We start from the raw sequence: 25,838 nt of genomic DNA, 5'->3' as shown, positions 1-25,838 counted from the left end.
GACTGGTCAGGAACAACACTGTCCACACACTACTCGCAGCTTCAACTACTCGATCCCGAGGGTCGCCGCGGGAGTTCGCTTCGTGTTCGTCGGGCGTGCCCCGATCAGTCACTGTTGGTCGGTTGACTAGTCTCGACGATCAGTAGGTGCCGCACCGGCGCCTAAGCGTCGGCAAGCGGAAGCGAGAGACCGATGAGCGTTCGGAATGCCGAGTACCCGCGTCCGAAGCATTTCCTGGTGCACCTCAGTGACACGCATCTGGTGGCTCAGGGGGAGTTGTACGACGCCGTGGATGCGTCGACGAGATTGCGGGAAGTGCTCAGCGGGATCGTGGCCTCGGGCGCACGCCCGGATGCACTGATATTCACCGGCGACCTGACCGACCAGGGACACCCCGACGCATACGCGGAATTGAAAGCCATCGTGGAACCCGTGGCGGCCGAGATCGATGCGCAGGTCATCTGGGCGATGGGCAACCACGACGACCGCTCTACTTTCAGGTCTCTGCTGTTGGGCGAGGACGCCACCGATCATCCCGTCGACAACGTCTACGACCTTGACGGACTGCGGGTGATCACCCTGGATTCGTCGGTTCCCGGTCACCACTACGGTGAGATCTCGGATCGTCAATTGGATTGGCTACGCTCAGAATTGGCGGTGCCCGCGCCCGACGGAACAATTCTGGCCCTGCATCATCCGCCGGTTCCGTGCATTCAGGATCTCGCGGTTCTGGTGGAGTTGCGCGATCAGTCCCGGTTGGCAGACGTCTTGCGTGGCAGCGACGTCCGGGCGATTCTTGCCGGGCATCTGCACTATTCGACGACGGCGACGTTCGCCGGCATTCCGGTGTCCGTGGCGTCGTCGACGTGTTACACCCAGGACTTGAACGTGGAAGTCGGTGGTCAGCGTGGTCGTGACGGGGCTCAGGGGTGCAACCTGGTGCACGTCTACGACGAGACAATTGTTCATTCGGTCGTTCCACTCGGCGCGCACGTGACGGTCGGTGAGCCTGTCGACGCGGCCGAGGGAGCCCGGAGGCTCAGCGCTGCCGGTATTCGAATCCTCGAGAGCGAAAAGGCGGCACGCTCGATCATCTGAGGTGGCAGGCGGTTTCCGGCACCCCGGCGCAGTTCGGGGTGATTGCCGGGCTGTCGCGTACTCACTACCGTCGAGGTAGGTGCAGAGCTCCAGCAACAAGGACCGGCTAGCTGGACGGCAACCCTTCATGCCGATGGGGTGCCCCGGAATCACACCTGGCGATACGCGCGGTGCGTGTCGCAAGCGGCAGTCGCCACGAGAACCGTCAGTCGGGTGCTGACGGTTTCTGCGGTCGGCACTGTGCGCTCCCGAGTAGTTCTCGAACAGGAGTATGCGCCGATGACCTCCACCCCCTCTTCTCATCTTGCTCCGTTGCATCTCGCCGTAGCGCTGGACGGTGCCGGTTGGCACCCTGCAGCCTGGCGAGAGCCACACTCGCGCCCGAGTGAGCTGTTCAGCGCGTCGTATTGGACTGACGTGGTGACGACCGCCGAGCGTGGTCTGCTCGATTTCGTCACCATCGAGGACAGTCTCTCGGTGCCGGCCAACCCACTCGAGCCCGTCGACGACGCGGTTGATCGGGTGCGCGCTCGGCTCGACGCACATCTCGTGGCCGCCCGACTGGCACCGATCACGAGCAACATCGGCTTGATCCCGACCATCACCACCATTCACACCGAGCCGTTTCACGTGTCCAAAGCCGTTGCCACGCTGGATTACACCTCGCGCGGTCGCGCCGGATGGCAGGTGAAGGTTTCGGCGTCGGAATCCGAGGCAGCACAGTTCGGGCGTCGCGACATCCCAGCGCTCACCGATGCCGACCGTCAGTCGATCGTTTCAGGCGTCCTCCCGGACTTCGTGCGCGACCTGTTCGACGAAGCTGCGGAGGCGGCTGACGTAATCCGGCGACTCTGGGACAGCTGGGAGGACGGCGCCGAGATCCGCGATGTGGAGCAGCGCCGGTTCATCGACCGAGACAAGTTGCACTACATCGACTTCGAGGGAAAGTACCTCTCGGTCCGTGGACCGTCGGTGACTCCGCGCCCGCCGCAGGGGCATCCCGTCGTTACCGCGTTGGCACATCAGCGGGTCGCGTACGAGCTGGCGGCGCGGACGGCCGATCTGGTGTTCGTGACGCCGTTCGACGACGAGCAGGTCACGGCAATCCTGGGTGAAGTGCGAGCCGCCGAAGAACACGTGCAGCGCACCGGCGAACCTCTTCGGGTCTTCACCGACATCGTCGTCTTCTTCGATGCGCCGGAAGAAACCGGAAAGGAACGGCTCGCTCGCCTCGACGCGCAGGCCGGCGCCGAATACCGTTCGGACGCGCTGACCTTCACCGGCTCTGCTGCGGAGTTGGCGGATCTCCTGCTCCGGTGGCAGCAGTTGGGAATCGAAGGCTTCCGGTTGCGGCCGGGCGTCCTCGTGGACGACCTCGACGCCATCGCAGGTGAGCTGGTGCCTGAACTGCAGCGACGCAGCGTATTCCGCACCGAATATCCGCAGACGAATCTTCGCGGACTCCTTGGTCTACCCATCGACGTTCCCAACCGCTACGCCGCCGGCACTCCGGCCGCCTGACAGACGAGGAATAGATTTTCATGAGTTCTCAGAAGCGTAAGCAGGTCATCCTGGGTGCCTACCTCGGCGGCGTCAACCATCACACTGCATGGTGGGATCCGCAGGCGGGCAGCCAGATAGAGTTCGATTCTTTCGAGCACACCGCTCGAACCGCCGAGCGTGGGAAGTTCGACTTCTTCTTCCTCGCCGAAGGCCTCGCCCTTCGTGAGCGTGCGGGACAGATTTTCGACCAAGACATCATCGGTAGGCCGGACACCTTCACGGTCCTTGCATCGTTGGCGGCGGTAACCGAACACCTCGGATTGGCCGGCACTATCAATGCCACGTTCAACGAGCCGTACGAACTGGCCCGCCAATTCGCGACGCTGGATCAGTTGTCCGGAGGGCGTGCCGCCTGGAACGTCGTCACCTCGTTCGACGCATTCACCGGCCAGAACTTTCGCCGCGGCGGATACCTCGACCGCGCGCAACGATACGAGCGTGCGGAGGAGACCGTAGCGCTGGTGCGTGAACTGTGGGATTCGTGGCGAAGCGACGACATCGTGGCCGACAAGGCATCAGGGCGCTTTCTCGCGCGACCGGATGCCGGTGAATTCGCTTTTCATGGATCGCATTTCGACGTGAACGGCCGATTCACAGTGCCGCGTAGCCCGCAAGGGCGCCCGGTTATTCTGCAGGCCGGGGTGTCGCCGCAGGGGCGCGATTTTGCTGCCGGCAATGCCGACGCGATCTTCTCACCGTACGGTCAGTTGCCCGAGGCGGCCGATTTCTATCGCGATATCAAAGCACGTGCCGTCGCGGCCGGACGTGACCCGGGTGACATCAAGATCCTGCCGTCGGCGAGTTTTGTTCTCGGCACCTCGGAGGCAGATGCGATCGAGAAGTACCGAGAGATTCGCGACCAGCAGGTCACCGGCCAGACCGCTTTGGTTCTGCTCGAACAGATCTGGAATCTCGATCTGTCGAAGTACGACCCCGAAGGACCACTACCCGATATCGCTCCGGATCCCGAGGCTCCGCCGATCATCCAGGGCCGCGCCTTCATTCACCAAGATCGTTTCGCGACCGTCGCAAAACTGCGCGCGGTAGCCGAGAGCAAGAAGTTGAATCTGCGCGAAGTGGTGATCGATCAGTTCGAGCGTGGACCGATCGTCGGTACACCGCAGCAGGTTGCCGAGAAAATAGATTCGTTTGTCAGCAACGACGGTTCGGACGGATTCATCCTCGGGTCGCACCTCGTGCCGACCGGCCTCGACGAGTTCGTCGACGACGTGGTGCCGCTGCTGCAGGATCGAGGTGTTCTCCGCAGTGACTACGAAGGAACGACGTTGCGTGACAATCTCGGACTGCCCATCCCGGTGCAGCGGGAGCGTGCGACAGCACGCTGATCGACCGAAGTAGCAAGGGCCCAGCCGAAATCGGCTGGGCCCTTGTTTTGTCTAGGCTTCCCAGGGCGCCGGGATGGGGTAATAGCTCTCCAGAAACTCCGTGATCTTGCGTGTGCGAAGTTCCAGATCGATCTCCGGAGCGCTGCCGTCGTTGAGGCAGAAGAAGTCCATGGAGCGCTTGGCGAGCAGTGAGTCCATGTCGCGCAAACCGGCTTTGACCGTCGTATCGACGTACTTGACGGCTGCGGACTTCTGTACCACCGACCGTCCACTCATCAGTGTGTAGTAGTGATACAGCGAATTGGTCACCGAGATATTGGAACTCGCGCGGAAGGTGCTTGCTGCAGTTGCGGCGAAGTCTTCGGCGAACTCGCGTTCCATCTCGGCCATCACGCTTTTGCGTAGTGGCGTCGCTGCGTGCTCCAGATGCCTGGTGGTCATCAGACCGAAGCGGTCCTGGAGTAGCCGGCGGTTGACGCGAGCCGCATTCTCGAACCCGCTGCGGTCGTTGTCGTTGTGTCCCAATCCGATTCTGGTGTCGGCCTCGATGAACATGCTGATCCCACCGGGGGAGAAGAACATGTCCGGGCCAACGGGGCGACCGAAGAACATGTCGTCATTGGAGTAGAGGAAATGCTCTGCCAGACCCGGAATATGGTGCAGCTGGCACTCGACAGCTTGAGAATTATGGGTAGGCAACACACTTGGATCGGCGAAGAATTTTTCGCTGGGCATGAACGTGACTCGCGGATCGTCGGCAAGCCAGTCCGGACGATCGGAATCGGTTGCGACGAAGATCCGCCGGATCCACGGCGCGTACATGTGGATGGATCGAAGCGCGTATTTGAGCTCGTCGATCTGACGGAAGCGCGCTTCTGATTCGTCGCCCTCTCCGACGATGTAGTTCTGCATGCGCTTGGCGCGCTGAGCCTGAAACTCCTTGGAAGAGCCGTCGACCCAGGAAAAGACCAGATCGATATCGAAGCTGATATCGGAGGCATGATCGGCGAACATGTTCTCGATAGTCGGCCAGATCCGGCCGAATCGCTCGACGGTTCCTCGGACAGCTTCTTCGGGGAGGACGGTTCGTCGTGTCAGTGAGTTCTCGACGGGTAGGACGATTTCTTCGTCGGAAATCGACCACAATTCGATTTGAACTCCGATGTTGGCGCCGTAGTTCATGCCGCTTGCGACGTGAACCCGCGGACGGAACAAGCGGAAGATCCGTGACTTGTTGGTTTTCGACAGGGCACCGTCCGCGACAAGGAGCGCGGGGCTCTTCTTCGCGTCGACGGTTTTGGAATAGAAGGGTGCGTTGGCGCATCCCTCGACAAGTGCCTGCCGCAGGTTTTTGCGCTCGGTCCAGCTCACCGCGATCACGGGGCGCTCGTCGTTTCCGCGGACGAGTAGATACTCGATTCCTGCGGCGTCGAGGATGTCGCGGATGAAGAGGAGATCTTCGACCATCGCTTCGAGCGGCGTGGTGGTCGTGATCGCGAGGGCAAAACGATTCTTGAATCGGACGGTCTCGGGTAGCTCGCCCATCCGTGCGCGTGACGCGGCCGACGCCGGTTCCACGGGATTGGGGCTGTCCTGCTCCGGGGGTACGAAGTAGATGTCGTGCGGAGCGGGAGATTCTGTAATGGGATGCCTTCCGATTCTGATCCAGCTGTGTATCTGTCGCCCCCGACGCTGCGAGAGCGTGGTGGCGACGAGCTCAGTCTATGCCGTCGCCGCCGAAAGTCGGACATGAGTGACGGCGATGGGTAGGGCGGGGCGAGTCGGGTACCCCGAGGACCGAAGCGAGAGTGAAGGAGGAGAACCGATGCGTGTGAAAGCGATGGTCGGAACAGGCGCGATGGCGGTTGCGCTGGCCGCCGGCCCAGTTGCGACAGCGTCTGCGGAGCGAACCGAGGCAGCGGGGTCGGAGGGTTCACCGGAGATGCTGACCTGCGAGGTGGTCTTCGATGCACTGGAAGACATGAGCCCGGAATGGGCGGAAGAGGGGATCGATCAGGTCGAAGACTGGTGTGAGTTGATCACCGGCGAAGAAGACTGACCGTCAGCCGCGCGAGATCACTCGTCGCGACAGTCGCCACCGCCCGTCTTCGAGTTCGAACTCATCGGCGTAGCTCCCGACGCCGCTGAGCTTGGGCGAGGTGGTCGTGTCGACGTAGAACGTCCACACCGCATCCGCGCGGGCTGTAGTTTCCGAGGTCACGTCCACGGCGATCGCCGTGGTGACGTGGCGTGTGAATGTGCCCGGACCTTGAATGCCGGCGGCCCGGCGCTCGACTACTCCAGCGGCAATTTCTTCACGGCCACGTCGTACCTGTGCGGGGATACCGCGATCGGGATTGGCCGGCATGTTCCATTCGGCCTCGCGGGTGAACTGCTCGACGTAGTCCTCGACAGAGCCGGTGTCAGCCAGATGGGCGATCCGAGCGAGCGTTGAACGAATCTGTTCGGCAGGGCCCTCGGGTTGCATGCTGTCCTCCGTAGACGTGGGTGCGGCAGATCGCACGCTACAGCTCATGACGACAACGACGACGGCCTCGTCCCAGTGAGCGGCAATATTCTCCGGCGAGGGAGCGGCGAACTTTGAGATCACCTCGAGTTCAACCGTATTCGAGCCTGCAGCGTAAATGATTGAGTGTTCACAGTAGGCAGCGCCATGACGACTGCCGCGCCCGTAGGCTTGACCGACTCACAGGAGATCGCCATGTCCATCACCGAACTCGAACGCGCCACTCAGACCCCGGAGCAGATCTACGCTGCCGGGGGAATCACTGTCCACAAGGTCGGTGAACTGATCGGCGCCCGCATCGACGGCGTACACCTCTCCGGGGACTTGTCCGAAGAAACCGCCTACGCGATCAACTATGCGCTGGCAGCGCACAAGGTTGTGTTCTTCCAAGGGCAGCAGCATCTCGACGACACGTCGCAGTACGAATTCGCCGGAACCCTCGGCACCCAGACCACCCCGCACCCCACGGTGAAGTCCAAGGGAGACAAGCTGTTGGTGCTCGACCGTGCTGCCAACAGTTGGCACACGGATGTGACGTTCGTCGACCGCATCCCGAAAGCCTCGATTCTGCGAGCTACGACCATTCCCGAGTACGGTGGAGCGACCACGTGGGCGTCCACTACCGCTGCGTACGAACAACTGCCGGCTTCGCTCAAGGTATTTGTCGAGAATCTGCGTGCCGTTCACACCAATGCCTACGACTATGCCGAGGTTGTCGATCAGGCGAACCCGGTAGACGCGCAGCGCCAGGCCTACTACGCCGAATTCACTCGCGAGATCTACGAGACCGAACACCCGGTAGTGCGGATCCATCCGGCGACGAGGGAGAAGACCCTCCTGCTCGGTCACTTCTTCAAGGAGTTCGTCGGCCTCAAGCCGTCCGAGTCGGTCGCTCTCTACCAGATCCTCCAGGCGCGAATCATCAAGTTGGAAAACACTGTTCGATGGAACTGGTCGGCCGGCGACCTGGCGATCTGGGACAACCAGGCGACTCAGCATTACGGTATCGCCGACTACGGGACTCAGGCCCGCAGTGTGCACCGGGTGACATTGGCCGGCGACGTCCCCGTCGACGTCCGCGGCGAGCAGAGTCGAATCCTCCAGGGCGATGCCGCGGAGTATTCGATCATCGCGGACATCGATCGGCTTCCTGGCTTCGCCGCGAACTGATCAGTCGTGCTGCGGGTGATCCGGCGGGAACATCTGTCCCCATGAGTGACTGCACGCTCGGCACGTCCATTCGGGGGTGTCCGGTCCCACGACGCAGCCTGTTCCGGCGAGCCACGGTAGGTGATCGAACGGATGGACCGGCATCCCCGGGGCACACTGAGCGGTTCTGTGTGCACCGCACTGCGGGCACAGTGGATTCTTCGACAGCATGTAGTCGATGAAGTTGGTGTGCCCGGAAGTGGCCATCCTTCCGGTGCATTTGCGGCACAGGGCGGCTGGGTAGTCGTCCCCAGGTTCGGCCTGCCTGAAGATCCGTGATGCGGAATGAAAGTGAAGGCGATCGCCGCTGTTGAACTTTCGCAACGGCATCGGTGCGCTGCAACCTGTGCAGTTTCCCCGCTCGCGCATCAACGTTCGGGCGTGGGCAGCCGTGGACGTCGGATCCGGTGTGTCGATGTCGCCGAAGTAGGGCACTTCGTATGACTGGACGGCCGCGAGAATCCGGTCGGCCAGTGCGTCGTCGACCGGCCCTGGATCCGTGGGAAAAGTGATGGACCATCGTTGTTCGAGTTCGGGGACGACGGGTAAAGAGCGGAGCGCGCTCACTTCTTCGTCGACTTCCATCCGCGACGTGCCGTCGAACGGCGCAGCCACGGTCTCGATGCAGAGCACCGTGCGAGGAGTGGTGTCGAGCACAGTGATCACCAGGTCACCGATGGCCATCTTTCCGTGCATGATCCAGGGATCCACACGCGCTCTGGGTTCGAGAAACGCGACTACGGCATCGATCCATGGCGTGCCGAGTGCGATGAATACGTGTTGACCGGGGCTCCGCGTGATCATCGGACGATTCTCGCAAGGGCTGCCGACAACGTCAGGCTTTGACCACCTTGCGCCCCAGCAGCGATGCAACCAATCCGTCGACGAAGGTCGCCTGACGGCCGAGAGGATCGGAAGCCGCCGCTGCGACGCTTCCGATCGACATCGATCTCGTCAGGCCGGTCTCGCTGATGAATTCGGCGGCCAGGTGCGCTTCTCGGAATGTGAGGCCGCCCAGGTGCGTCGTGTCGTCGACGCCGAGAACACGCCCGTCGATGATGTCCATGTCGAAGTGGACGTGGACACCGTTCACGCCCTGGCCCGCCGCGGCGAGGACATGAGGCATCAAGGCTGCCATGCCATGACGATCGATCTCGTCGATCGTCACCAGCAACACCCCGTACTCGTCGAGTGCGCGCTTGTGATCGACCGTGGCGTTCTTGACCCCCACCAAGACGGTGTTCTCCAAACTGGGGCCGTGCAGATCCGCCGCGGACGACAGCAATTGCTCGATATCGCCGTGGGAGGCGAAAATGATTGCACCCAAATCGGTTCCGGGTTCGGTGGCGATCGGAATTCTGGTGTTCTGCCAGGCCTCGGAAGTGAGCCACAGCGGCAACGTCGTGAGATCCGCGGCAGCGTTCTCGGCTTGGATGCAGTTGAATCCGATTCCGGACATGTCTTCGCGTAGACCGTGATCGAGGAGATGGCGTGCCAGGCCGGCAGTTTCGAGGTCGATCAATTCGACTGTTGCATTGGCGTCGATCGGTTCGGTGCCCAGGACATAACGCTTTTCGACGTAGGGCGACGTCATCGCCATCAAGAGCGCGCCGTAATCGATCGTGAAGTCGACCGTGCCACCCAGTCGGTATTCGTCGCCTGTTTCTCCGGCGTCGACGAGGAGGTGATCGCTGCTGGCACTGATCACCTTCAGGCGCGGATCGATCGGGGTCAAGCCTTCCGGCGAGATGTCTTCGCGGCCGATGGACAAGATCAGGCGTCGGCTCGGCTTGTCCTCGTTGTCGAAGACGGGGCGTCGGCCGAATGCATCTTCGCCTGAGACTCCATACGGCCGCGACGGCTTGACCTTCGCCTCGATGATGTCCGCGGTGAGAGTGAAGGCGTCGTTGTTCAGCAGTTCGTACAGTCCGGGGGGAGTAGGTGATTCGGCCAGTACGATGCTGGCGCCCAAACGCAGATGGTTGATCCCCTCGGGCATCGTGCCCGTCTCGAGTAGTGGCAGTGAGAACGTATTGCCGCCGGAAACGATCGGCAGTTCGATCGAGAACCGCTTCGTGATTTCGTCGGCTAGGTAGACCAGATTCGACAGGTTGTCGACGGTCGGTTGGATGCCACCGACGCACGCGAGGTTCGCGCCGATTCCGATCAGTCTGATGCCCTCGATGGGAAGGATTTCAGCGACTACGTCCAACGCCTCCGCCGGCAGGATTCCTTCGCGGAGATCTCCGAGGTCGATCATCAGCACGATGTCGTGGACGACTCCTCGCGCCCGCGCTGCTCTGCCCAGAGCAGCAATCGTCGTCAACTCGGAGTTGAGGCTGATGTCCGCGTAGCGGATCGTGTCGTCGATCTCGTTCAGCGACGGTGCGCGGATCAGCATCAGGGGAACGGTGATGCCGTCGCGGCGAATGCGGGCCAGGTTGTCCAGGCGGGAGTCGGCGATCTGCGTGACGCCGCCGCGGACCATTGCTCGTGCCACTTTGGGGGAGCCGCACGTAGATTTGCTGACACCAGCCACCGATATACCGTGAGCGCTGGACGCCTCGACGAGGACGCGCGCATTCTGTTCGATACGACGCAGGTCGACGGTGATGGTCGGGCCGGTCATGATCTCCCCGTTTTCTCCGAAGGCGGTTCACGATCCGGGCATTCCAGACCGGACGGTTGGCGTGAGCTGGACAACTTTGCTCCAACTGTTGTGTCGCAGGACACTTACGTGCAGTATGAGGATACAACAGTTTCCTACCAGGCACTCTAGAGGAGCGTCGATGGCTACTCTCGTCAAACACGTACTTCGGCGCAAGCCGGCTTTGCAGATAGACCAGGAGACCGGCGCAGATACCAACGGCGGTGAGCTGACCCGCAGTATCGGTTTAGCGCAGTTGTCCATGTTCGGCATCGGCGCCACGATCGGCACCGGTATTTTCTTCGTCCTCTCGCAGGCTGTCCCGGTTGCGGGTCCGGCAGTGATCATCTCCTTCGTTGTTGCCGGTCTCGTCGCGGGACTCACGGCGATCTGTTACGCGGAGTTGGCCGGAGCTGTCCCGGCGTCGGGCTCGTCGTATTCCTACGCTTACGCGACGCTCGGAGAGCTTCCGGCCATGGCCGTCGGCGCGTGTCTGCTTCTCGAGTACGGAGTCTCGGCCGCGGCGGTGTCCGTCGGATGGTCGCAGTATTTGAACCAGCTACTGGGTAACCTCTTCGGGTTCCAGATTCCCGACGCGTTGTCACAAGCGCCGGAACAGGGCGGCATCATCAATCTGCCCGCAGTGATCCTGGTGTGCCTGTGCGGTGTTCTGCTCATCCGCGGCGCCAGCGAATCAGCCAAGGCCAACGCCATCATGGTCTCGATCAAACTCGCAATTCTGCTGCTCTTCATCGTGGTCGGCATCGCCGGATGGAACAGCAATCACTTCGCCGACTTCGCACCGTTCGGATTCAGTGGCGTCATGTCCGCCGCCGGAATCATCTTCTTCTCGTACATCGGCCTCGACGCAGTGTCCACCGCCGGCGAGGAAGTGAAGAACCCTCGTCGCAATCTCCCTCTCGCGATCCTCATTGCACTCGTGTCCGTCACCGCGATCTACATCGCCGTCGTCGCCGTGGCGATCGGTGCACAGGATTCCGCATCGTTCGAAGGTCAGGAAGCCGGACTGTCCGCCATCCTCGAACAGGTGACCGGATCTACCTGGCCGGGAACACTTCTGGCCGCCGGTGCGGTGATCTCCATCTGCAGCGTCACGCTCGTGGTCATCTACGGTCAGACCCGTATCCTGTTCGCGATGTCACGCGACGGCATGATTCCGTCGATCTTCCACAAGGTGAACCCGCGGACTCTGACGCCGGTGCCCAACACCATCATCGTCTGCGTCGTCATCAGCATTCTGGCCGGTTTCATTCCGATCAACTTCCTCGCCGAAATGACCAGCATCGGAACCCTGGTGGCCTTCCTCGTGGTCTCGATCGGGGTCATCATCCTGCGCCGCAGTGACCCGGACCTGCCGCGCAGCTTCAAAGTTCCCGGTTATCCGGTGACGCCGATCCTCTCGATCCTGGGCTGCCTGTGGATCATCAAGGACCTCCGAACCGTCACGATCTACGTGTTCCTCGTCTGGGTGACCGTCGCGATCATCTGGTACTTCGCCTACGGTATGAAGCACTCGCGCCTCGGTGCGAAGAACCGCGCCGAATTGGGATCGGAGTCCGAGTCATGACGCTGCTCGCGGGATACGCACCCGACGGTGACAGTTCCGGAACCGTCCATCTTGCAACGCTGTTGGCGCGCTCGTCCGGTGAACCGCTGGTGATCTGCGCGGTGATTCCCTCGCCGCCACCGCCCGGGATAACGCGTGTCGACGCCGAATACCACCAGCAATTGCGAGCCGAAGCCGAAGCGGCACTGGCGAAAGCGCGGGCAGACATGCCCTCCGACGTCGACGTGACCTATGTCGTGCATGAAGCTCAGTCGACGTCGAGTGGCCTGCTCGATCTCGTTCACGAGCACGAAGCCAAGATGATCGTCCTGGACTCGTCCACGGCCGGGGTGTTCGGCCACGTGGCTCTCGGCAGCGTCACCTCCCGCTTGCTGCACAGCTCCGACGTCCCGGTCGCGCTGGCGCCGAGGGGATTTCGAACCAAGCCCGGTGAGGTGGTTCGCCGCGTCACCGCCGCATACTCGGGCACACCCGATCAGGACGACCTGGTGCTCGCCGCCGCGACCGTGGCTGCGCGTGTCGATGCCGGACTCAGATTGGCGGCGTTTGCAGTTCGTGCAAACGCGCAGTACACGACCACGCTCGGGACCGAGGGGGACTCGCCGGTCATCTCCGAGTGGGCCGAGGTGGTCGAGCGCGAGACCAACGCTGCCTTCGAGAGAGTGCGTGCACTGCCCGAGATACCTGACGTCATGGAATCGGTTATCAGCCATGGCCGTAACTGGGCCGAGGCGCTCGAGGGCGTCGAGTGGGATCGAGGTGACGTTCTGACGGTCGGCTCGAGCAAGGCAGGTCCACTAGCGAGGGTGTTTCTCGGCAGTCGGGCAGCGAAGATCGTGCGGTACTCGCCGGTTCCGGTGGTGGTGGTCCCGCGATCCGCGTCGACCCGAATAGTCGATCAGGCCGAAGCGGAATAAAGATCAGGGCCGACGAGCGGAGGGCTTGTCGGCCCTGATCTTTCAGACGGAGCGAGCGAAGAGCGCGGGCTCGGAGCCGGGAACCTGAGAGACCTGCTCTCGGGCAACCAGATGGCGAAGGTGAGCTGCGCCCTCGGACAACGCCATCGTCTTTCCCATCGGGGAGATCTCGGCCCACGGCTTGTACCACTTCATCTTTGCCGCGACGTCCCACACCGTGAGCTTGTCGTCGGCGAACTCCTGCAGCAGGTGATCGAGTCGTTCCTGGTGATGCTCGATCAGCTCGCCGGCGCGACCTCCGACGTCGTCGATCGGAATGCCGTGAGCGCCGAGACCGCGGGTGATGTTCATGTTCTGCACCCGTGCGAGCGAATCGAGGAAATCGGCGAGGGCGTCACGCTCGTCGAGTGGGTACACGAAGTTGCCGACGTGTGGGGTTGTCTTCTGCAGGACGTGGTCGCCGGTGAACATGACGTCGGCGTCGTCGAGGTAGAAGCAGACGTGGCCAGGCGTGTGGCCGGGGGTGTAGACAACGCGGAGGCCGCGGCCGGTCAGCGCGATGATCTCGTCGTCCGCGAGAAGGCGGTCGGGAGCGGACTCGGGGCCCACGGGAGACTCGCCCGCAGCTGTCAATTTAAATGCATCGCGGTCGGCTTTGGGGGCTCCAGCGCGTTCCATGTTCTCGAGCTGGTAGGCCATCCATTCGTCGTCGCGTGCAGTCGACATCTGATCGAACAGGTAGTGGTCGTCCTCGTGCATCGCGATCCAGGCGCCGGACGCCTCGCGGACCCGGCCGCACAGTCCGGTGTGGTCCGGATGGAAGTGCGTGACTACGACGCCCTCGATGTCGGTCACCGAATGCCCGATCTCGGCGAGCCCCGCGTTGAGGCCCTGCCAGCCGTTGTCGTCGCCCCAACCAGCGTCGACCAAGATCAGTCCGCCGGGGGATTCCATGGCGTAGACGAGCGTGTGCCCGAGCGGGTTGTCCGTGATCGGGACAGGAATCTGAAATATGCCATCACCGATGGCTGCCGCACCGTTCATATCAAGTACCTCTTAACGATAAGGGAACGCACTCTTAGTACTTCATGTTTACCGTGCGCTCGTTTGGTTGGTGACACAGGTCCTGCCTGGCGGGAGTTCGGCATGTTTTCGGTCGACTTCGGATCGGTGAGAGTTTTATCGACCGACTGGTCTCGTTGAGTCGAAAGATGCTGCTGATTAGTAGATTTCGCACATTGGTTGCATTGGGAGCGTCGGTCGGTTGGCGGATCCGTCGAGGAACCGCGCACTAGCCTCCGAGGGACAGGCGCGCTGTGCGGTTATCGAGAAAGACGGGTCATGCGTTTTCAGGTTCTGGACATCATTTTCAACCCACCCCATCCAGTGACCGGCGAGGTAGTTGCCCCGTCCGATCGGCTCAACCGCGTCGTCGAACTGGCGGTTCTCGCCGAAGAACTGGGTATCGATTCGTTCTCGGTGGGTGAGCGCCACGCCGGGCCGGTTCTTTCGTCGGCGCCAACCGTCGTTTTGGGGGCAATTGCGCAGGCCACGGACAGAATCCTGCTCTCGACGGGTGTCACCGTCCTGTCGCTACTCGACCCGATTCGAGTCGCCGAAGATTTCGGAACCATCGATCAGCTGAGCCGGGGACGCCTCGAGATCGTGATCGGCAAGGGCAACGAGGTCCTTCAGTACCCGCTCCTCGGGTTGGATATCGCCAAGCAGTACGAGTACCTCACCGAGAACTATGAACTCCTCAAACTGCTGATCAGCGAGGAAAACGTCAAGTGGGTGGGGACACACCGACCATCGCTCGAGGACGCGACGACGCTACCGCGTCCCTACGACGGCCCGTTCCGTATCTGGCACGGATCGGCTACCTCGTTCGAGGCCGTCGAACTCGCGGCGAAGTGGGGCGATCCCATCGTCACCGCCAACGCCTTCCAGCCTCGTGAGAACTACAAAGTGCTGATCGACCACTACCGCGAGCAGTACCTGGCGTACGGACACGACCCGTCCAAGGCGTACGTCGGCTCGGGTTCGGGTGGATTGTTCCTCGCCGATACCACCGAGCAGGCCATCGAAGAGTTCCGTCCGATCTACGAGGGCGCCGTTGCACAAGCTGACAAACGCAAGCACGACCCCAAAGCGGTCGGAAAGTCGACGAGCTTCCGGACCATCGAGGAGGCCGTCGACCGTGGGCCGGCGTTGGTCGGGTCTTCGGAACGAGTCGCCGAGAAGATCATCGATTACCACCAGAGCTACGGCCACGATTTCCAATCGGTGTCGGTCAATCATGTGCTCGACTTCGAGCATCAGAAGGACACCCTGCGCCGATTTGCGGAAGAGGTTATCCCGCTGGTGAAGGCCGAACTGTCGACGACGCTGTGGACCTCGGCCGACAAAGATCGGGCGAAGGGTTTCACCGCCGTCGACTAAAGACCTCGTTGAGTTGAGTACTTGGGGTTGGATGTGGACGCACCCGCACAATTAACGACACAGAGAGGCGTTGGTTGCGTAGTTCGTAGCCCGAGCCTGTCGTGTTGTCGTGCTAATGATTATCTGGACAGGTGCACTGCATGCCTCGAAGTGTGCACATTCATCAGTGAGTTGGCGAATTTGTTAGCGGAGGAATAAGTGCGGCGGTACGACGGGCTCAACGGGCAGATCGTTATCGATGGTCCGTACTTGTGGCTCACACGGGAACATGCGCCGGCACCGTTGGATGTCAGACTATCGTTGGAGCCCAGACGGGTACTCCTCGAGAAGGTCGTGGGGTGCCTATTCGAGGCTGGAGAGCCGGCTGGAGTCGGCTCGGTCTGTGTGTTGGTCGAAGATGCAGCGACCATCGACGCGTACAGCGCCGACGAACATCCGGACGCTATTGTTTTTGCTCCGGATTCGCGCGAGGAATTCAGAAAGCTGGCGGCCCTGCTATCGGGCGCAGGTAATGAATCGACCAGTGACGAATCACGAGAAGTCACATCTGCCAAGAAGTTCCTTGCAGCACTGGATTCGCTTGATGGACTGGCTGCTGCGGAAGAAATTGTGTCTGTTGTTGCAGGCGTGGACGAGGACGAAGGCGACTACGACGTTTACAACCAACTGGCGGACGAACTCGATATTCTCGACAACGATCCGAGGGTGACGTGGGCTTGGATCGGGGAGTGCTGGTTTGCGGTCGGGGGATTGGCTCCTGGCTCCGAGGACGATCGCACGAAGACGCTTCGAGCGTTTGCATCACTAGCGCAATCTCTCCCCGCCCATGCGGGAACCAAACAGCTTTCGAATGCCGTGAAGGGAACACCTCTCTCTCATTTGTCAACAATGAGGCTGGCACAGCTGTGGGAGTTGGTAGCTCACCTGGTCGACGACTCACAAGTACCTGGCGATGTCTGTCCTGCCGACGCTTCGACTCTGCCGGTGAGCGTGCGGCCTGCCGCGGCTCCATCTTATGTGCGGCCGGTTGCGAGAACAGTGCTGACTCGTCCTGCAGTGATTCCTACTGAAAAGTCGAAGGAACAGGTTCCTCGACCTAGTCCGCCATCGACACGGTTGCCGACAGGTTCTGCCGCAGTCGGCCGAAAGTGGCGAGTGTGGCTTGACTGCGAAGGGTTTCGCACACTGGCAGTCTGCGATCCGGTTTCTGGTGAAACCCACATCACCAAGGGCGATCTGGAAGGCCGACGATTCACGGACCCCTCCGCTGCTGCCAGCGCAGTGATCGACCGATATGACCCGGGTAGTTCACAGGGCGTCGACGGATGGACACTGTGGACATTGCATGACGGGTCAGGGCGATCGATTGGTTCCATGAGAGGTCCATCATCGGCCGGCAGAGTTGGGGCGGTCTCGACGCCGAAACCCGGCACCCGGACCGTTTCATCGGCCGAACAACTGAGTACGTCAGATCGTGGGGTCCTGTGGTTCCTGCAGATGGTGCGTACCCGCGGTGCAGAGTGTGGGCGCCTGGATTCTTCGCGACGAACAGCTGTGTGGATATCCACGACAAGCGGACGACGGTTCATCGTTCGGGTCAAGACGCGCACAGCCGGCACGTGGCAAGCCCAGAAGAGCGATGAGGATCTGACGCTGGACGACACCGGATCGAGGTTTTGGGCCTTCGTCGATCTCGCCGGCGCGGAGCCTGCCGTCTTCATTCTGCATTCCACCGAAGTAGCAGCCGGCATCCGAAAGGCGACCGACGATTGGGTTGCGCATGACCGGCGACGTGACCGAACGGGGCATCACGCGATCGAGCTGAGTCGGGTTGCTCATGGACAAAGCAGATGGGATCTGCTCGGCCTTCGGAAATAGGCACGCCGGAATTGCGGGGTCGCGAGAATTTGTCCGACTCCTTCTTTACTCTTGTGTGTGATGTGGCGCTGCAGTGCCCTTGTGAACAATGAGAGGGGCGAGCAGTTGCCGAATCCGGAGGACGATCCGCAGCTCAAAGACCGCGTTCAACGATTGATGAAGTTCCTACGCGAACTGGTCAAAGCTAGAACCAAGCCTGTGCGCAATCTTCGCCAGCATGACAACATCATCTGGCTCAGTGGCAATTTGCTATCGGTGTCCATCGAGCACAGTGCATCGGGTGGGGAAGTTCTGCTCCGCGCGCGCCGGATCTCGCTGGACGACGCACCTGCAGTGCCCGTTGGCCTGCGCGGCTGGGTGCTAGGAAATATTGCGGATTCGGCATCGACGCCGACACTCTCGGAAGAGTCGTCAGGTGTCGACGCGACATTTGAGCGATGGCTTGCAGAGTGGCGGATGTGGGCGAAACTAGATCAGGAGCGTCGACCATTCTGGCTCTTGTATCAGGATCTGCAAAAGGTTCTTCAAGAACTCACTTCTCGGCCGGAGTCTGTCGAGCTGGTACTTGCATCAGGTCTGCTCGAGCTGTCGGCCAATGCGGCGGGCGAAGATATCAGGACACACATCATCAGTCAGTCGGCCACCGTCGAACGAGATGAATCGTCGGGTGACCTGTTGGTGCGGCTTTCGCCAGATAGTGCACCGAGGCTCGAAGACACGCAGCTACTGACCGGGCTCCATATTTTCGACGGAACCGGGTCGCGGTCTCTCCAGGAGAGTTTGATCGACTACACGTCGCCGGTAGCCGACGATATCGTTGTCTTCTTGAAAGAATGGGCTGCGCGAGCGCTGACAACAACTGTTGAGGTCGGCGATACGGGGTCAGCGTCCCGAACTGGGCGGGCGCTAACTCCCGCACCAGCTCTCGTGCTTCGCAAGCGCGGCGCCTTCGCTCTGGTCGAGTACTACGAGGCGATGATTGCCGAAGCCGAACATGATGGAACTGCAATACCGTTGGGTCTCGCGCAACTGGTCACCCCGATCGAGCCCGAAGATCGAATCGCATGGCTGCAACGGACGGGTTCGGCCGCCACCGTTGCCTACGCGGAAGATCCGCTGTTCCCATTGCCTGCCAATCGGGAACAGGGCGACATCATCGAGAGACTCATCGGTGACAGCGGAGTGGTGGTCGAAGGTCCACCAGGTACTGGCAAGACGCATACCATCGCAAACTTGGTGTCGGCGCTGTTGGCCAAGGGGCAACGCGTGCTGGTTACCAGTGAAAAGTCGCAGGCACTGCGAGTATTGAGGGATAAGCTTCCCGACGAAATGAAGGAGCTGTGCGTTTCCATCACGGACATCGGACGTGGCGGATCGACCGAACTGAACAAAAGCGTCGCTGAAATTGCAACGCGCAAAGCATCATTCAATCACAGGGCGTCGGCAGAGGTCGTCGACGGTCTGAACGACAAGAGGAATCAGGCGCTCAGCCGTAAGGCGGTTATTACGGAAGAGATCAGAGCCCTACGCGAGCGGGAGACTTTCAAGCATCCCCTTGTTGCTCAGGGATATTCGGGGACCGCAGCCGAGATAGTGCGTGATGTCGTCGCTTGCGGCCAGCGGTATGAATGGCTTCCGGCGCCATTGCAGTCGGCTGCGCCAAGCTTGGATCTTCCTCAGTTTCGACAACTCCTGGCGTTGGCGTCGCAATCGAACCCAGTTCGCGCACAGCGGGCACATCAAATGTTTCCAGTGATCGAGGGCAGGCTTCCACAGTGGCCTGACCTGCAGCGTGCCTGTGAGGCGGCCGCGACCATTCCAGCTCCTTTGAATCCCGCTGCGGCGGAGCTTTTGCAAGTCCTCGACGGTGCTAGTCCGGCGACGTTGGCGGAGATCGGTGATAGATGCAAACGGCTTCAGTTCGCAGTAGCCGCAGTACGCGAGTTGGATCCGGCCTACCAGGGTGTTGCAGACGGAATACTGTCCGGAAGCGCGGCCCACTTGTGGTCGAAGACTGCCAAAATCCCAGAACTCCTCCACGTCGCGGCGCAGGCTGACCAGCATGTCGGCGTACGTGTGGTGGAAACCGAGGTCGATGGACGGCGCGCTGCGGTCGTATTCCACGAACTTGCTGTTGCGATGGAAAACGGCCAGGAATGGCGTGGACGATTCCGCAAGAGTGACCAACAAAAGGCGGTCGAAGAGCTGGGCCCTGTCCCCACCGTGGACGGCCAACCTGCAACGTCAACCGAGAATGTCCGATACGTTGCGGAACACCTGCGGGCCTTGGATTGTGTGCGGTCAGCGGCAGCGATCCTTGCCGATCTCGGAGTTAGTGTAACTACCAAGGGTTCTCGCGCCTTGCAAGTGAACAACTTGCATCGCACTGTGAGTGAAGTGCAAACCGTCAATGCCTGCGTGGCCGAAGTGCGGGCGCTCGTAGAGAGGCTTGTTGCCGTAGGCCAAGGCGCGCCGCCTATCCGAGGGCTTGCGCAGGCGCAGGCAGTAGCAGCTGCGGCCGGTGCGGTCGCTGACACTGACCGAGCTGAGCAAGCTCAGACTTACATGCGGCAGCTCAGCGTGGACATTGCCGGAGCATTTGCAGGCGCGGTTTCACCTGAAAGTCAGGCATTGATCGAAGCGATCGACGCGGCCGACATCGACGATATCTCGCATGCGTTGACCGGGTTGGAGATCGCTCGTCGAGAGCGCGACGAAGAGATTCAGCTCAACACGCTGAGTGCGCAATTGGAATCAGAAGCACCGAATCTGGCCCAGTTAATTCGGGGAACGTCCGACGACTCGAGTTGGAACGTCAGACTCGATGAACTCGACGATGCATGGGCGTGGAGGCGTGCCCAAGTCTGGGTGCAGAAACAGCATGAGCCTGGGCGTGACAAAGAACTCGAGCATGTACTCGACGTCACCGAGGCAGATATTTCCCAGCTGACGGCTAAACTCGCGGCAGAGCGAGCGTGGATCGGTTGCCTCGAACGGATGACCGCGGAACAAGTCGGAGCCCTGCAGTCGTACCGCGATCACGTTGCCAATATCGGCAAGGGCACCGGAAAGTACGCCGAGACCTTCCGTGTCGCAGCGCGCGATGCGATGCAGAAGGCACAGGGCGCGGTACCTGCCTGGGTTATGCCACTTCAACAGGTGCTTGCATCGATTCCGCCAGAGCCCAATAGCTTCGACGTCGTTATCGTCGACGAAGCCAGCCAGGCAGATCTCAGTAGCCTCTTCCTCCTGTGGCTGGCACCCCGGGTCATTGTGGTCGGAGACGACAAACAATGCGCGCCAAGTGAAGTAGCGTCCGGCGCGCTCGACGACGTTTTCGGTCGGTTGGAAACGTATCTACCGGACATGCCCGTATATCTGCGGAGCAGCCTCACCCCGAGATCGAGTATGTTCTCGATGCTTCGGACCAGATTCGGCCAGGTGGTCCGTCTGCGCGAACACTTCCGGTGCATGCCCGAGATCATCAACTGGTCGAGCAATCAATTCTACCGCGACGCGCCGTTGATCCCGGTTCGACAGTACGGCGCTGACCGCCTTCCGCCGCTTCGTACCACTTACGTTCCGGGCGGGGCTGTCACCGGCAAGAACGCAGCGTTGGTCAACCGAACAGAGGCCCTCGCTATCGCCGACGCCATCGAGGCGTGCCTGTCCGATACGGCGTACGCGGGTAAGACCTTCGGCGTCGTCGTACTGCAAGGGCAGCGTCAGGTCGACCTCATTCAAAACGAATTGCTCAAACGGCTCGATGTCGACCAGTGGGAGGACCGCAGACTTCGGATCGGAACACCCCCGGATTTCCAGGGCGACGAGCGACACGTAATCCTCCTGTCTATGGTGATCGGGCCTGAACAACGCGTGATGGCCATGACAAAGAACGAGTACCAGCGTCGGTACAACGTCGCGGCATCACGAGCCCAAGATCAGCTCTGGCTGTTCCATTCCGTGACGTCGGACAATCTGCAATCCACTGACCTTCGTCACTCATTGATGACGTACATGCAGAGCACATCGTCGGCGCCGGCCGATCCTATGCCCGAGCACGTCACTCGAGACAGTAAGCACAGCGAATTCGACAGTCTTTTCGAGCAACGAATCTTCCTCGACATCGTTGCGCGCGGGTACCACGTCAACTGCCAGGTAGAAGTAAACGGCAGACGAATCGATCTGGTAGTTACCGGTTCTGCCGGTCGGCTCGCAGTCGAATGTGATGGTGACCATTGGCATTCGACACCTGACCAAGTTCGCTCGGACATGGAACGCGAGCGTGAACTCAAGCGGTGCGGCTGGGAGTTCTGGCGAATTCGGGAGTCCGAGTACTACATGGACCCCGTTGCCTCACTGTCCGGCCTGTGGGCCGAGCTCGATCGCCGCGGAATTTCTCCGGGATCAGTGTCGTCCTTGCCGCTGGCGAAAGCCGCTACAGCCGTGTGGGTTCCGCCTGTGATGCCTAATGACGAATCACTAGCCGAGGACGTTGCGGAGGCCGAGCTGGCCAATGTGATTCCTGCTGATGTCCCGGTTCCGGCAGTCGCTGCACCGGTCGCGGTGACGGTTGTTGATATCCCCGAAGTTTCGGGTGCGATTGCCGACGACGTTGTGGATACGTTGCCCTTTGTGGAGCCGGTTGTGGAAGCGCTGCCTGTTGTGGAACCTGTTGTGGTGGTTGAAGAAATTCCGCAAGAGGAGACTCATCTAGCCGACCCTTCATCGTCTCAAGCCTCAAAGTTGGAGGTATCAACGGCGTGGGAAGTGATGCCGGACAGCGCTATCCCTCGCCCGGACGACTATCTGTTCGACCGAATCTTGGCCATTGTCGAAAGTGAACCTGTGTCCTCACGTGGACTCGCAGCATCGTGGAACCTTAATCATCCGCAAGTGTGGTCTGCATTGCGCAAACTCACACATGACGGCAGATTGATTCGATCAGGCACGCGACCCAATCTGACATACGAGCTAGCTGCGAGATCCGGCGGCTCAGATCCAGTCGATGACTCTGCGAAAGAATCTGTCGTCGAATATATTTCAATTGCTCCGCGCTTGATGCAGACGTTGATTGTCTCCGAGCTTAAATCGGGTCCCATCGATCTATCTACGCTGGCATCGAGGCTGCGTGCAGATCCCGATGCCATTTCCGAAGCTCTGGAGATCCTCGTCTCGATGGGCTTGGTCGAGTTCGTGAACGACCGTTATGCACTTCCAGGAGAGAGCGAATCAGCTGAACCAGCTCTGCCGCCGGCGGATCGAAACTCGGCGAAAGCGGTCCTGACCGCCGCTGCTTGGATGGGTCCGATAACGATTCCTAGGGGCCGTCGGATCACACGCCTGCCGGCGGATCAATTGACTGCAATTCTTGCTGAACTTGTCAGCGAGGGATTGCTGCGCAAGCAAAGCAGCAGCGATGGCGATGAATGGGCCCGGCCATGACAGCGGCACCCGAGGTCGAATCGGATCAACTCAACCTCCGGGACTGGCAGCGAGAAGCGTTGGACAAGTGGTGGTCAGCTGATCGTCGCGGCGTTGTCGAAGCAGTGACGGGAACAGGCAAGACCACCCTGGGGATTGCGGCTTCGGCGTGGGCTGTTCGGCAAGGTTTGTCGGTTCTGGTTGTCGTGCCGGGAATCGACTTGTTAGATCAGTGGTTTCGAGCTTTTCAGAAGAATTTGCCGAAGACGCGGGTCGGTCGTCGAGGTGGCGGATATTCGGAAACCTTCGAGACGTGCGACGTCCTGATCACAACAGTTCAGTCGGCAATCCAGAAGAAAGCACCTATTCCACCAGGTCGGGCTTTGATGGTTGCTGACGAAGTGCATCGCTATGGCGCGCTGACATTTTCGCAACTCTTGCAGCCCATCTACTCTGAACGTCTGGGATTGACAGCGACATTCGAGCGTACTGATGATGGCGTCGAACAGCACCTGTTGCCATACTTCGGCTCGGTGATTCAAGGCTGCGACTACGAGCGCGGACACCAGGACGGCATTCTGGCGCCCGTGCGAGTGATGTTGGTGGCGGTTCCGCTCTCTGAGGTTGAGCAATCGAAGTATTCCGAACTCGATGAAACCGCTCAACGCGAGCAACGTGCATTGATCGGAAAATATGGTTGCACGCCAGAGCCGTTCGGTGAATTCATGCGCGAAGTGCAGCAGTTGAGCGAGGGCGAGGCAGGGCGTGCGACGTGGGCAGCCCGCAATTATCTCCGCGCCTTTTCGCAGCGCCGAGCGCTTCTTGCCGAAGCCGAAAGCAAGCTGGACACTGTGCGAAACTTGGGTGCGGTTCTGTCCCGCTCCGGACGCAGTATTCTCTTCTCCGAGACCAAGGAATCGTCTCGTGCTGCTGCAGAAGTGCTTCTCGAAGAAGGAGTGCTTGCGGCTCCTTATACTAGTGACTTGTCCCGTACTGATCGTTCTATTCTGCTAGCTGCCTTCAGGAACGGCGCGATGAAGGCGCTCGTTGCCCCGAAGGTGCTTGACGAAGGCGTTGATGTTCCCGAGGCTGACGTCGGAATCATTCTGGCGGGCAGCAAAAGTCGTCGTCAGATGATCCAGCGGATGGGGCGGATCATCCGCCCCAAGACAGACGGCAGACATGCCTCCTTCCTGGTTCTGTTTGCGAAGGGAACGTCTGAGGATCCGGAGAACGGAGCACACGGGACGTTCCTCGAGCAATTGACCGGAATCGCGTCAACCATCATTACCGTTGATTCGGCTGTCGCTCCCGGGATTTTGCAGGGGTGGCTGGGTGGATCAAGGGCAGAGGAGAATTCTGTCGACGCGCAGTGCAGCGCGCAGTATCGGGAGACGGCGAATCGACTGAGTTCGAAGTCGGATTGTTCGGAGCTCGACTATGATCTTGGTGAATCTCACTCGTACGAGTTGCGAGCGGTATTGCACGACGTTGCCCGCACTCCATCCGCAGAGAAGTTGGATGCTGTGCTGACTAGTCTTTCGGTCCTGACTCCAGATGCCGTTAGCGTCATGATTCTCCGGTACGGATTAGGAGGGCACCGGCCGATGAGCCGCGTCGAGGTAGCCGCCGCATTAGGGATTGCCACGGAGGCCGCAGCCGCAGTCGAAGCAGAAGCGATGGTACGTCTGGGAGAAAAGGACGCAGCGGAAACGTTGGCTGCGTTGCTTTAAGTCGAAAAATTTCGATCGTGTCGGATGTTCACGCTAGATTGCTGGTAAGCGGAATCGCATATGCGATGGCTGTACGAGTTATCGGTCTGCACTGGGTTTAGAGGGAGAGGCATAAGTGACGCACGTCGTCGCGACTATCAATCTCAAGGGTGGGGTCGGAAAGACGACAACAACTGCGGCGCTCGCGGAGATGCTGTCCGGCGAATTTGGCCAACGTGTGTTGCTGATTGATCTCGATCCGCAGACCAACCTCACGATCATGATGGTAGGCGAGCGTCGTTGGGGTGAAGTCGATTCGCTGAACCTCACCATTGCTTCACTTTTTGACGCAGCGGTCGCGTCAAATGGCGCCGACTACGACATTTCGAGGTTGATCCTCCGCGGTGTTTCACCCTTGAAGAAGGTGATGTCTGTAGATCTCATACCTTCGTCGCTGGCGTTGATCGGTATGCAGGAGAAGGTGGCTGCCGCGGCGCTCGGAATCGGAAATGAATCTACCGACATCCTGCTCCGTGCGCTCACACACGTCGTAGACAACTACGACTACGTACTGATCGATTGCCCGCCGAACCTTGAGACGATCACGCTCAATGGTTTACGCGCTGCAGATGCCTATATCATTCCGACAATTCCAGACGTCATGTCCACCTACGGTATCGGTCCTATCCAGGAACGGGTCAAAAGCCATGGCGAACGTTGGGGCAAGTCGATTGTCGAGCTGGGGATCGTGATCACAAAATACCGGAGGGCGTCATCCGTACATCGAAATACTGTCGATGACCTGAACCGTCGCAAAGACATCGGCATGGTGTTCCCGTCTCTTATTCCCGAGGCCAACCAAATAGCGGCGGCCGCCGAATATGCAGATTTCGGAACGTTGCGGCAAAAGTACGGTACAGATGGTCAGTTCACCGCATTACGGGAACTGACGCAGGATTTCGTGGCAACGACGAAGGTGAGGCTCGGGTGGGCGCGGTAGAGGTTGAATCACAGGTCGTATCGCAGAGTGAGTTAATTCTTCGCCGTGCTACGTCGGACGCTGAGTCCGCGTTGGTGGCGTTAGGGGCATTGGACCCGACTGTCGGTGCCGCGTTGTCCCGCCTCGTCCAGGTTGTGGCGGCAGAGGCGACTCGCACGCCGCGATTCGCCAAGGCGTTGGCAGAGGTCTTTACCTCCGATCAAGGTGCTTCGTCGGCCTTACCCACTCCGCGATCAGTCACATCGAAGAAGCCGAAACGCTCTCGGGCACTGCTTGATCCGTTCCAGGTTTTCGAGGTCTCGGGCGAGGTGGGACTGCGTGCGCGACTGAAGACACTCAGCGTTGATCAGCTCAAAGACGTTGTCGCTCAACATGCAATGAACTACGACAAAGCAGCGATGCGGTGGAAGTCCGACACACGCCTGACCGATCGTATCGTCGAACGCGTTCAGGCTCGCGTGTCCAAGGGTGATGTGCTGCGCTGAGG

18 protein-coding genes and 1 riboswitch are annotated in these 25,838 nt (G+C 60.4%); of the genes, 13 read left to right on the top strand and 5 right to left on the bottom strand.

Annotated features, from left to right (window positions below; all coding sequences use genetic code 11):
* Positions 1–192: 192 nt before the first annotated feature.
* The 3 genes from QMA15_RS22540 (at position 193) to QMA15_RS22530 (ending at position 4,007) form a co-directional block, all read left to right on the top strand.
* Positions 193–1,098 carry a phosphodiesterase gene (locus QMA15_RS22540; RefSeq protein WP_020970159.1) on the top strand — a complete coding sequence of 302 codons (906 nt, stop codon included), beginning with the start codon at positions 193–195 and terminating at the stop codon, positions 1,096–1,098.
* Positions 1,099–1,176: 78 nt separating this feature from the next.
* Positions 1,177–1,290, top strand: a riboswitch (SAM riboswitch).
* The gene (locus QMA15_RS22535) at positions 1,273–2,619 is read left to right on the top strand and encodes an LLM class flavin-dependent oxidoreductase (RefSeq protein WP_151531919.1); all 1,347 of its coding nucleotides are present in this window, start codon (positions 1,273–1,275) and stop codon (positions 2,617–2,619) included. Its footprint overlaps the riboswitch before it by 18 nt.
* 20 nt (positions 2,620–2,639) lie before the next feature.
* On the top strand, positions 2,640–4,007 hold the full coding sequence (locus QMA15_RS22530) for an NtaA/DmoA family FMN-dependent monooxygenase (protein ID WP_020970157.1): 1,368 nt from the start codon (positions 2,640–2,642) through the stop codon (positions 4,005–4,007).
* A gap of 51 nt (positions 4,008–4,058) precedes the next feature.
* Here QMA15_RS22530 and QMA15_RS22525 read toward each other — a convergent pair whose 3' ends face one another.
* The gene (locus tag QMA15_RS22525; RefSeq protein ID WP_020970156.1) at positions 4,059–5,552 is read right to left on the bottom strand and encodes a stealth family protein; all 1,494 of its coding nucleotides are present in this window, start codon (positions 5,550–5,552) and stop codon (positions 4,059–4,061) included.
* Between the two features lie 280 nt (positions 5,553–5,832).
* Between QMA15_RS22525 and QMA15_RS22520 the strand changes: the two genes are divergently transcribed.
* On the top strand, positions 5,833–6,066 hold the full coding sequence (locus QMA15_RS22520) for a hypothetical protein (protein WP_041815078.1): 234 nt from the start codon (positions 5,833–5,835) through the stop codon (positions 6,064–6,066).
* A 3-nt stretch (positions 6,067–6,069) separates the two neighbouring features.
* On the opposite strand, the gene QMA15_RS22515 is transcribed toward QMA15_RS22520, so the two are convergent.
* On the bottom strand, positions 6,070–6,618 hold the full coding sequence (locus QMA15_RS22515; protein ID WP_020908401.1) for a nuclear transport factor 2 family protein: 549 nt from the start codon (positions 6,616–6,618) through the stop codon (positions 6,070–6,072).
* Positions 6,619–6,729: 111 nt separating this feature from the next.
* On the opposite strand from QMA15_RS22515, the gene QMA15_RS22510 reads away from it, so the two are divergent.
* Positions 6,730–7,704 carry a TauD/TfdA family dioxygenase gene (locus QMA15_RS22510; RefSeq protein ID WP_290286546.1) on the top strand — a complete coding sequence of 325 codons (975 nt, stop codon included), beginning with the start codon at positions 6,730–6,732 and terminating at the stop codon, positions 7,702–7,704.
* On the opposite strand, the gene QMA15_RS22505 is transcribed toward QMA15_RS22510, so the two are convergent.
* Both QMA15_RS22505 and QMA15_RS22500 read right to left on the bottom strand, forming a co-directional pair.
* Positions 7,705–8,547, bottom strand: a complete 843-nt coding sequence (locus tag QMA15_RS22505; RefSeq protein ID WP_290286543.1) for a hypothetical protein — start codon at positions 8,545–8,547, stop codon at positions 7,705–7,707.
* Positions 8,548–8,578: 31 nt separating this feature from the next.
* Complete coding sequence (locus tag QMA15_RS22500) at positions 8,579–10,372, bottom strand: alanine racemase (RefSeq protein ID WP_290286541.1); 1,794 nt, start codon at positions 10,370–10,372, stop codon at positions 8,579–8,581.
* Between the two features lie 160 nt (positions 10,373–10,532).
* On the opposite strand from QMA15_RS22500, the gene QMA15_RS22495 reads away from it, so the two are divergent.
* Positions 10,533–11,978 carry an amino acid permease gene (locus QMA15_RS22495; RefSeq protein WP_214888896.1) on the top strand — a complete coding sequence of 482 codons (1,446 nt, stop codon included), beginning with the start codon at positions 10,533–10,535 and terminating at the stop codon, positions 11,976–11,978.
* A complete protein-coding gene (locus QMA15_RS22490; RefSeq protein ID WP_290286537.1) occupies positions 11,975–12,895 on the top strand; it encodes a universal stress protein in 921 nt (306 codons plus the stop codon). The genes QMA15_RS22495 and QMA15_RS22490 overlap by 4 nt, the downstream gene beginning before the upstream one ends.
* Positions 12,896–12,937: 42 nt before the next feature.
* On the opposite strand, the gene QMA15_RS22485 is transcribed toward QMA15_RS22490, so the two are convergent.
* On the bottom strand, positions 12,938–13,939 hold the full coding sequence (locus tag QMA15_RS22485; protein WP_124569539.1) for an MBL fold metallo-hydrolase: 1,002 nt from the start codon (positions 13,937–13,939) through the stop codon (positions 12,938–12,940).
* 297 nt (positions 13,940–14,236) lie between these two features.
* Here QMA15_RS22485 and QMA15_RS22480 point away from each other — a divergent pair, with 297 nt between their 5' ends.
* The 6 genes from QMA15_RS22480 (at position 14,237) to QMA15_RS22455 (ending at position 25,836) form a co-directional block, all read left to right on the top strand.
* A complete protein-coding gene (locus QMA15_RS22480; RefSeq protein WP_290286532.1) occupies positions 14,237–15,337 on the top strand; it encodes an LLM class flavin-dependent oxidoreductase in 1,101 nt (366 codons plus the stop codon).
* Between the two features lie 198 nt (positions 15,338–15,535).
* Entirely contained in the window at positions 15,536–17,215 is a 1,680-nt protein-coding gene (locus QMA15_RS22475; RefSeq protein ID WP_290286530.1) for a hypothetical protein, read from the top strand.
* 81 nt (positions 17,216–17,296) lie between these two features.
* Positions 17,297–22,660 carry an AAA domain-containing protein gene (locus QMA15_RS22470; protein ID WP_290286528.1) on the top strand — a complete coding sequence of 1,788 codons (5,364 nt, stop codon included), beginning with the start codon at positions 17,297–17,299 and terminating at the stop codon, positions 22,658–22,660.
* Complete coding sequence (locus QMA15_RS22465; RefSeq protein WP_080910613.1) at positions 22,645–24,372, top strand: DEAD/DEAH box helicase; 1,728 nt, start codon at positions 22,645–22,647, stop codon at positions 24,370–24,372. Before QMA15_RS22470 ends, QMA15_RS22465 begins: the two co-directional genes overlap by 16 nt.
* A gap of 115 nt (positions 24,373–24,487) precedes the next feature.
* Positions 24,488–25,351: a ParA family protein gene (locus tag QMA15_RS22460; protein ID WP_290286524.1), complete on the top strand. Its 864-nt coding sequence runs from the start codon at positions 24,488–24,490 to the stop codon at positions 25,349–25,351.
* Complete coding sequence (locus QMA15_RS22455; protein ID WP_235169815.1) at positions 25,339–25,836, top strand: hypothetical protein; 498 nt, start codon at positions 25,339–25,341, stop codon at positions 25,834–25,836. The genes QMA15_RS22460 and QMA15_RS22455 overlap by 13 nt, the downstream gene beginning before the upstream one ends.
* Positions 25,837–25,838 lie beyond the last annotated feature (2 nt).

This window comes from Rhodococcus sp. APC 3903 (assembly GCF_030407755.1).
Lineage (GTDB): Bacteria > Actinomycetota > Actinomycetes > Mycobacteriales > Mycobacteriaceae > Rhodococcus_F > Rhodococcus_F erythropolis.
This window is presented reverse-complemented; position numbering and strand designations above follow the sequence as displayed.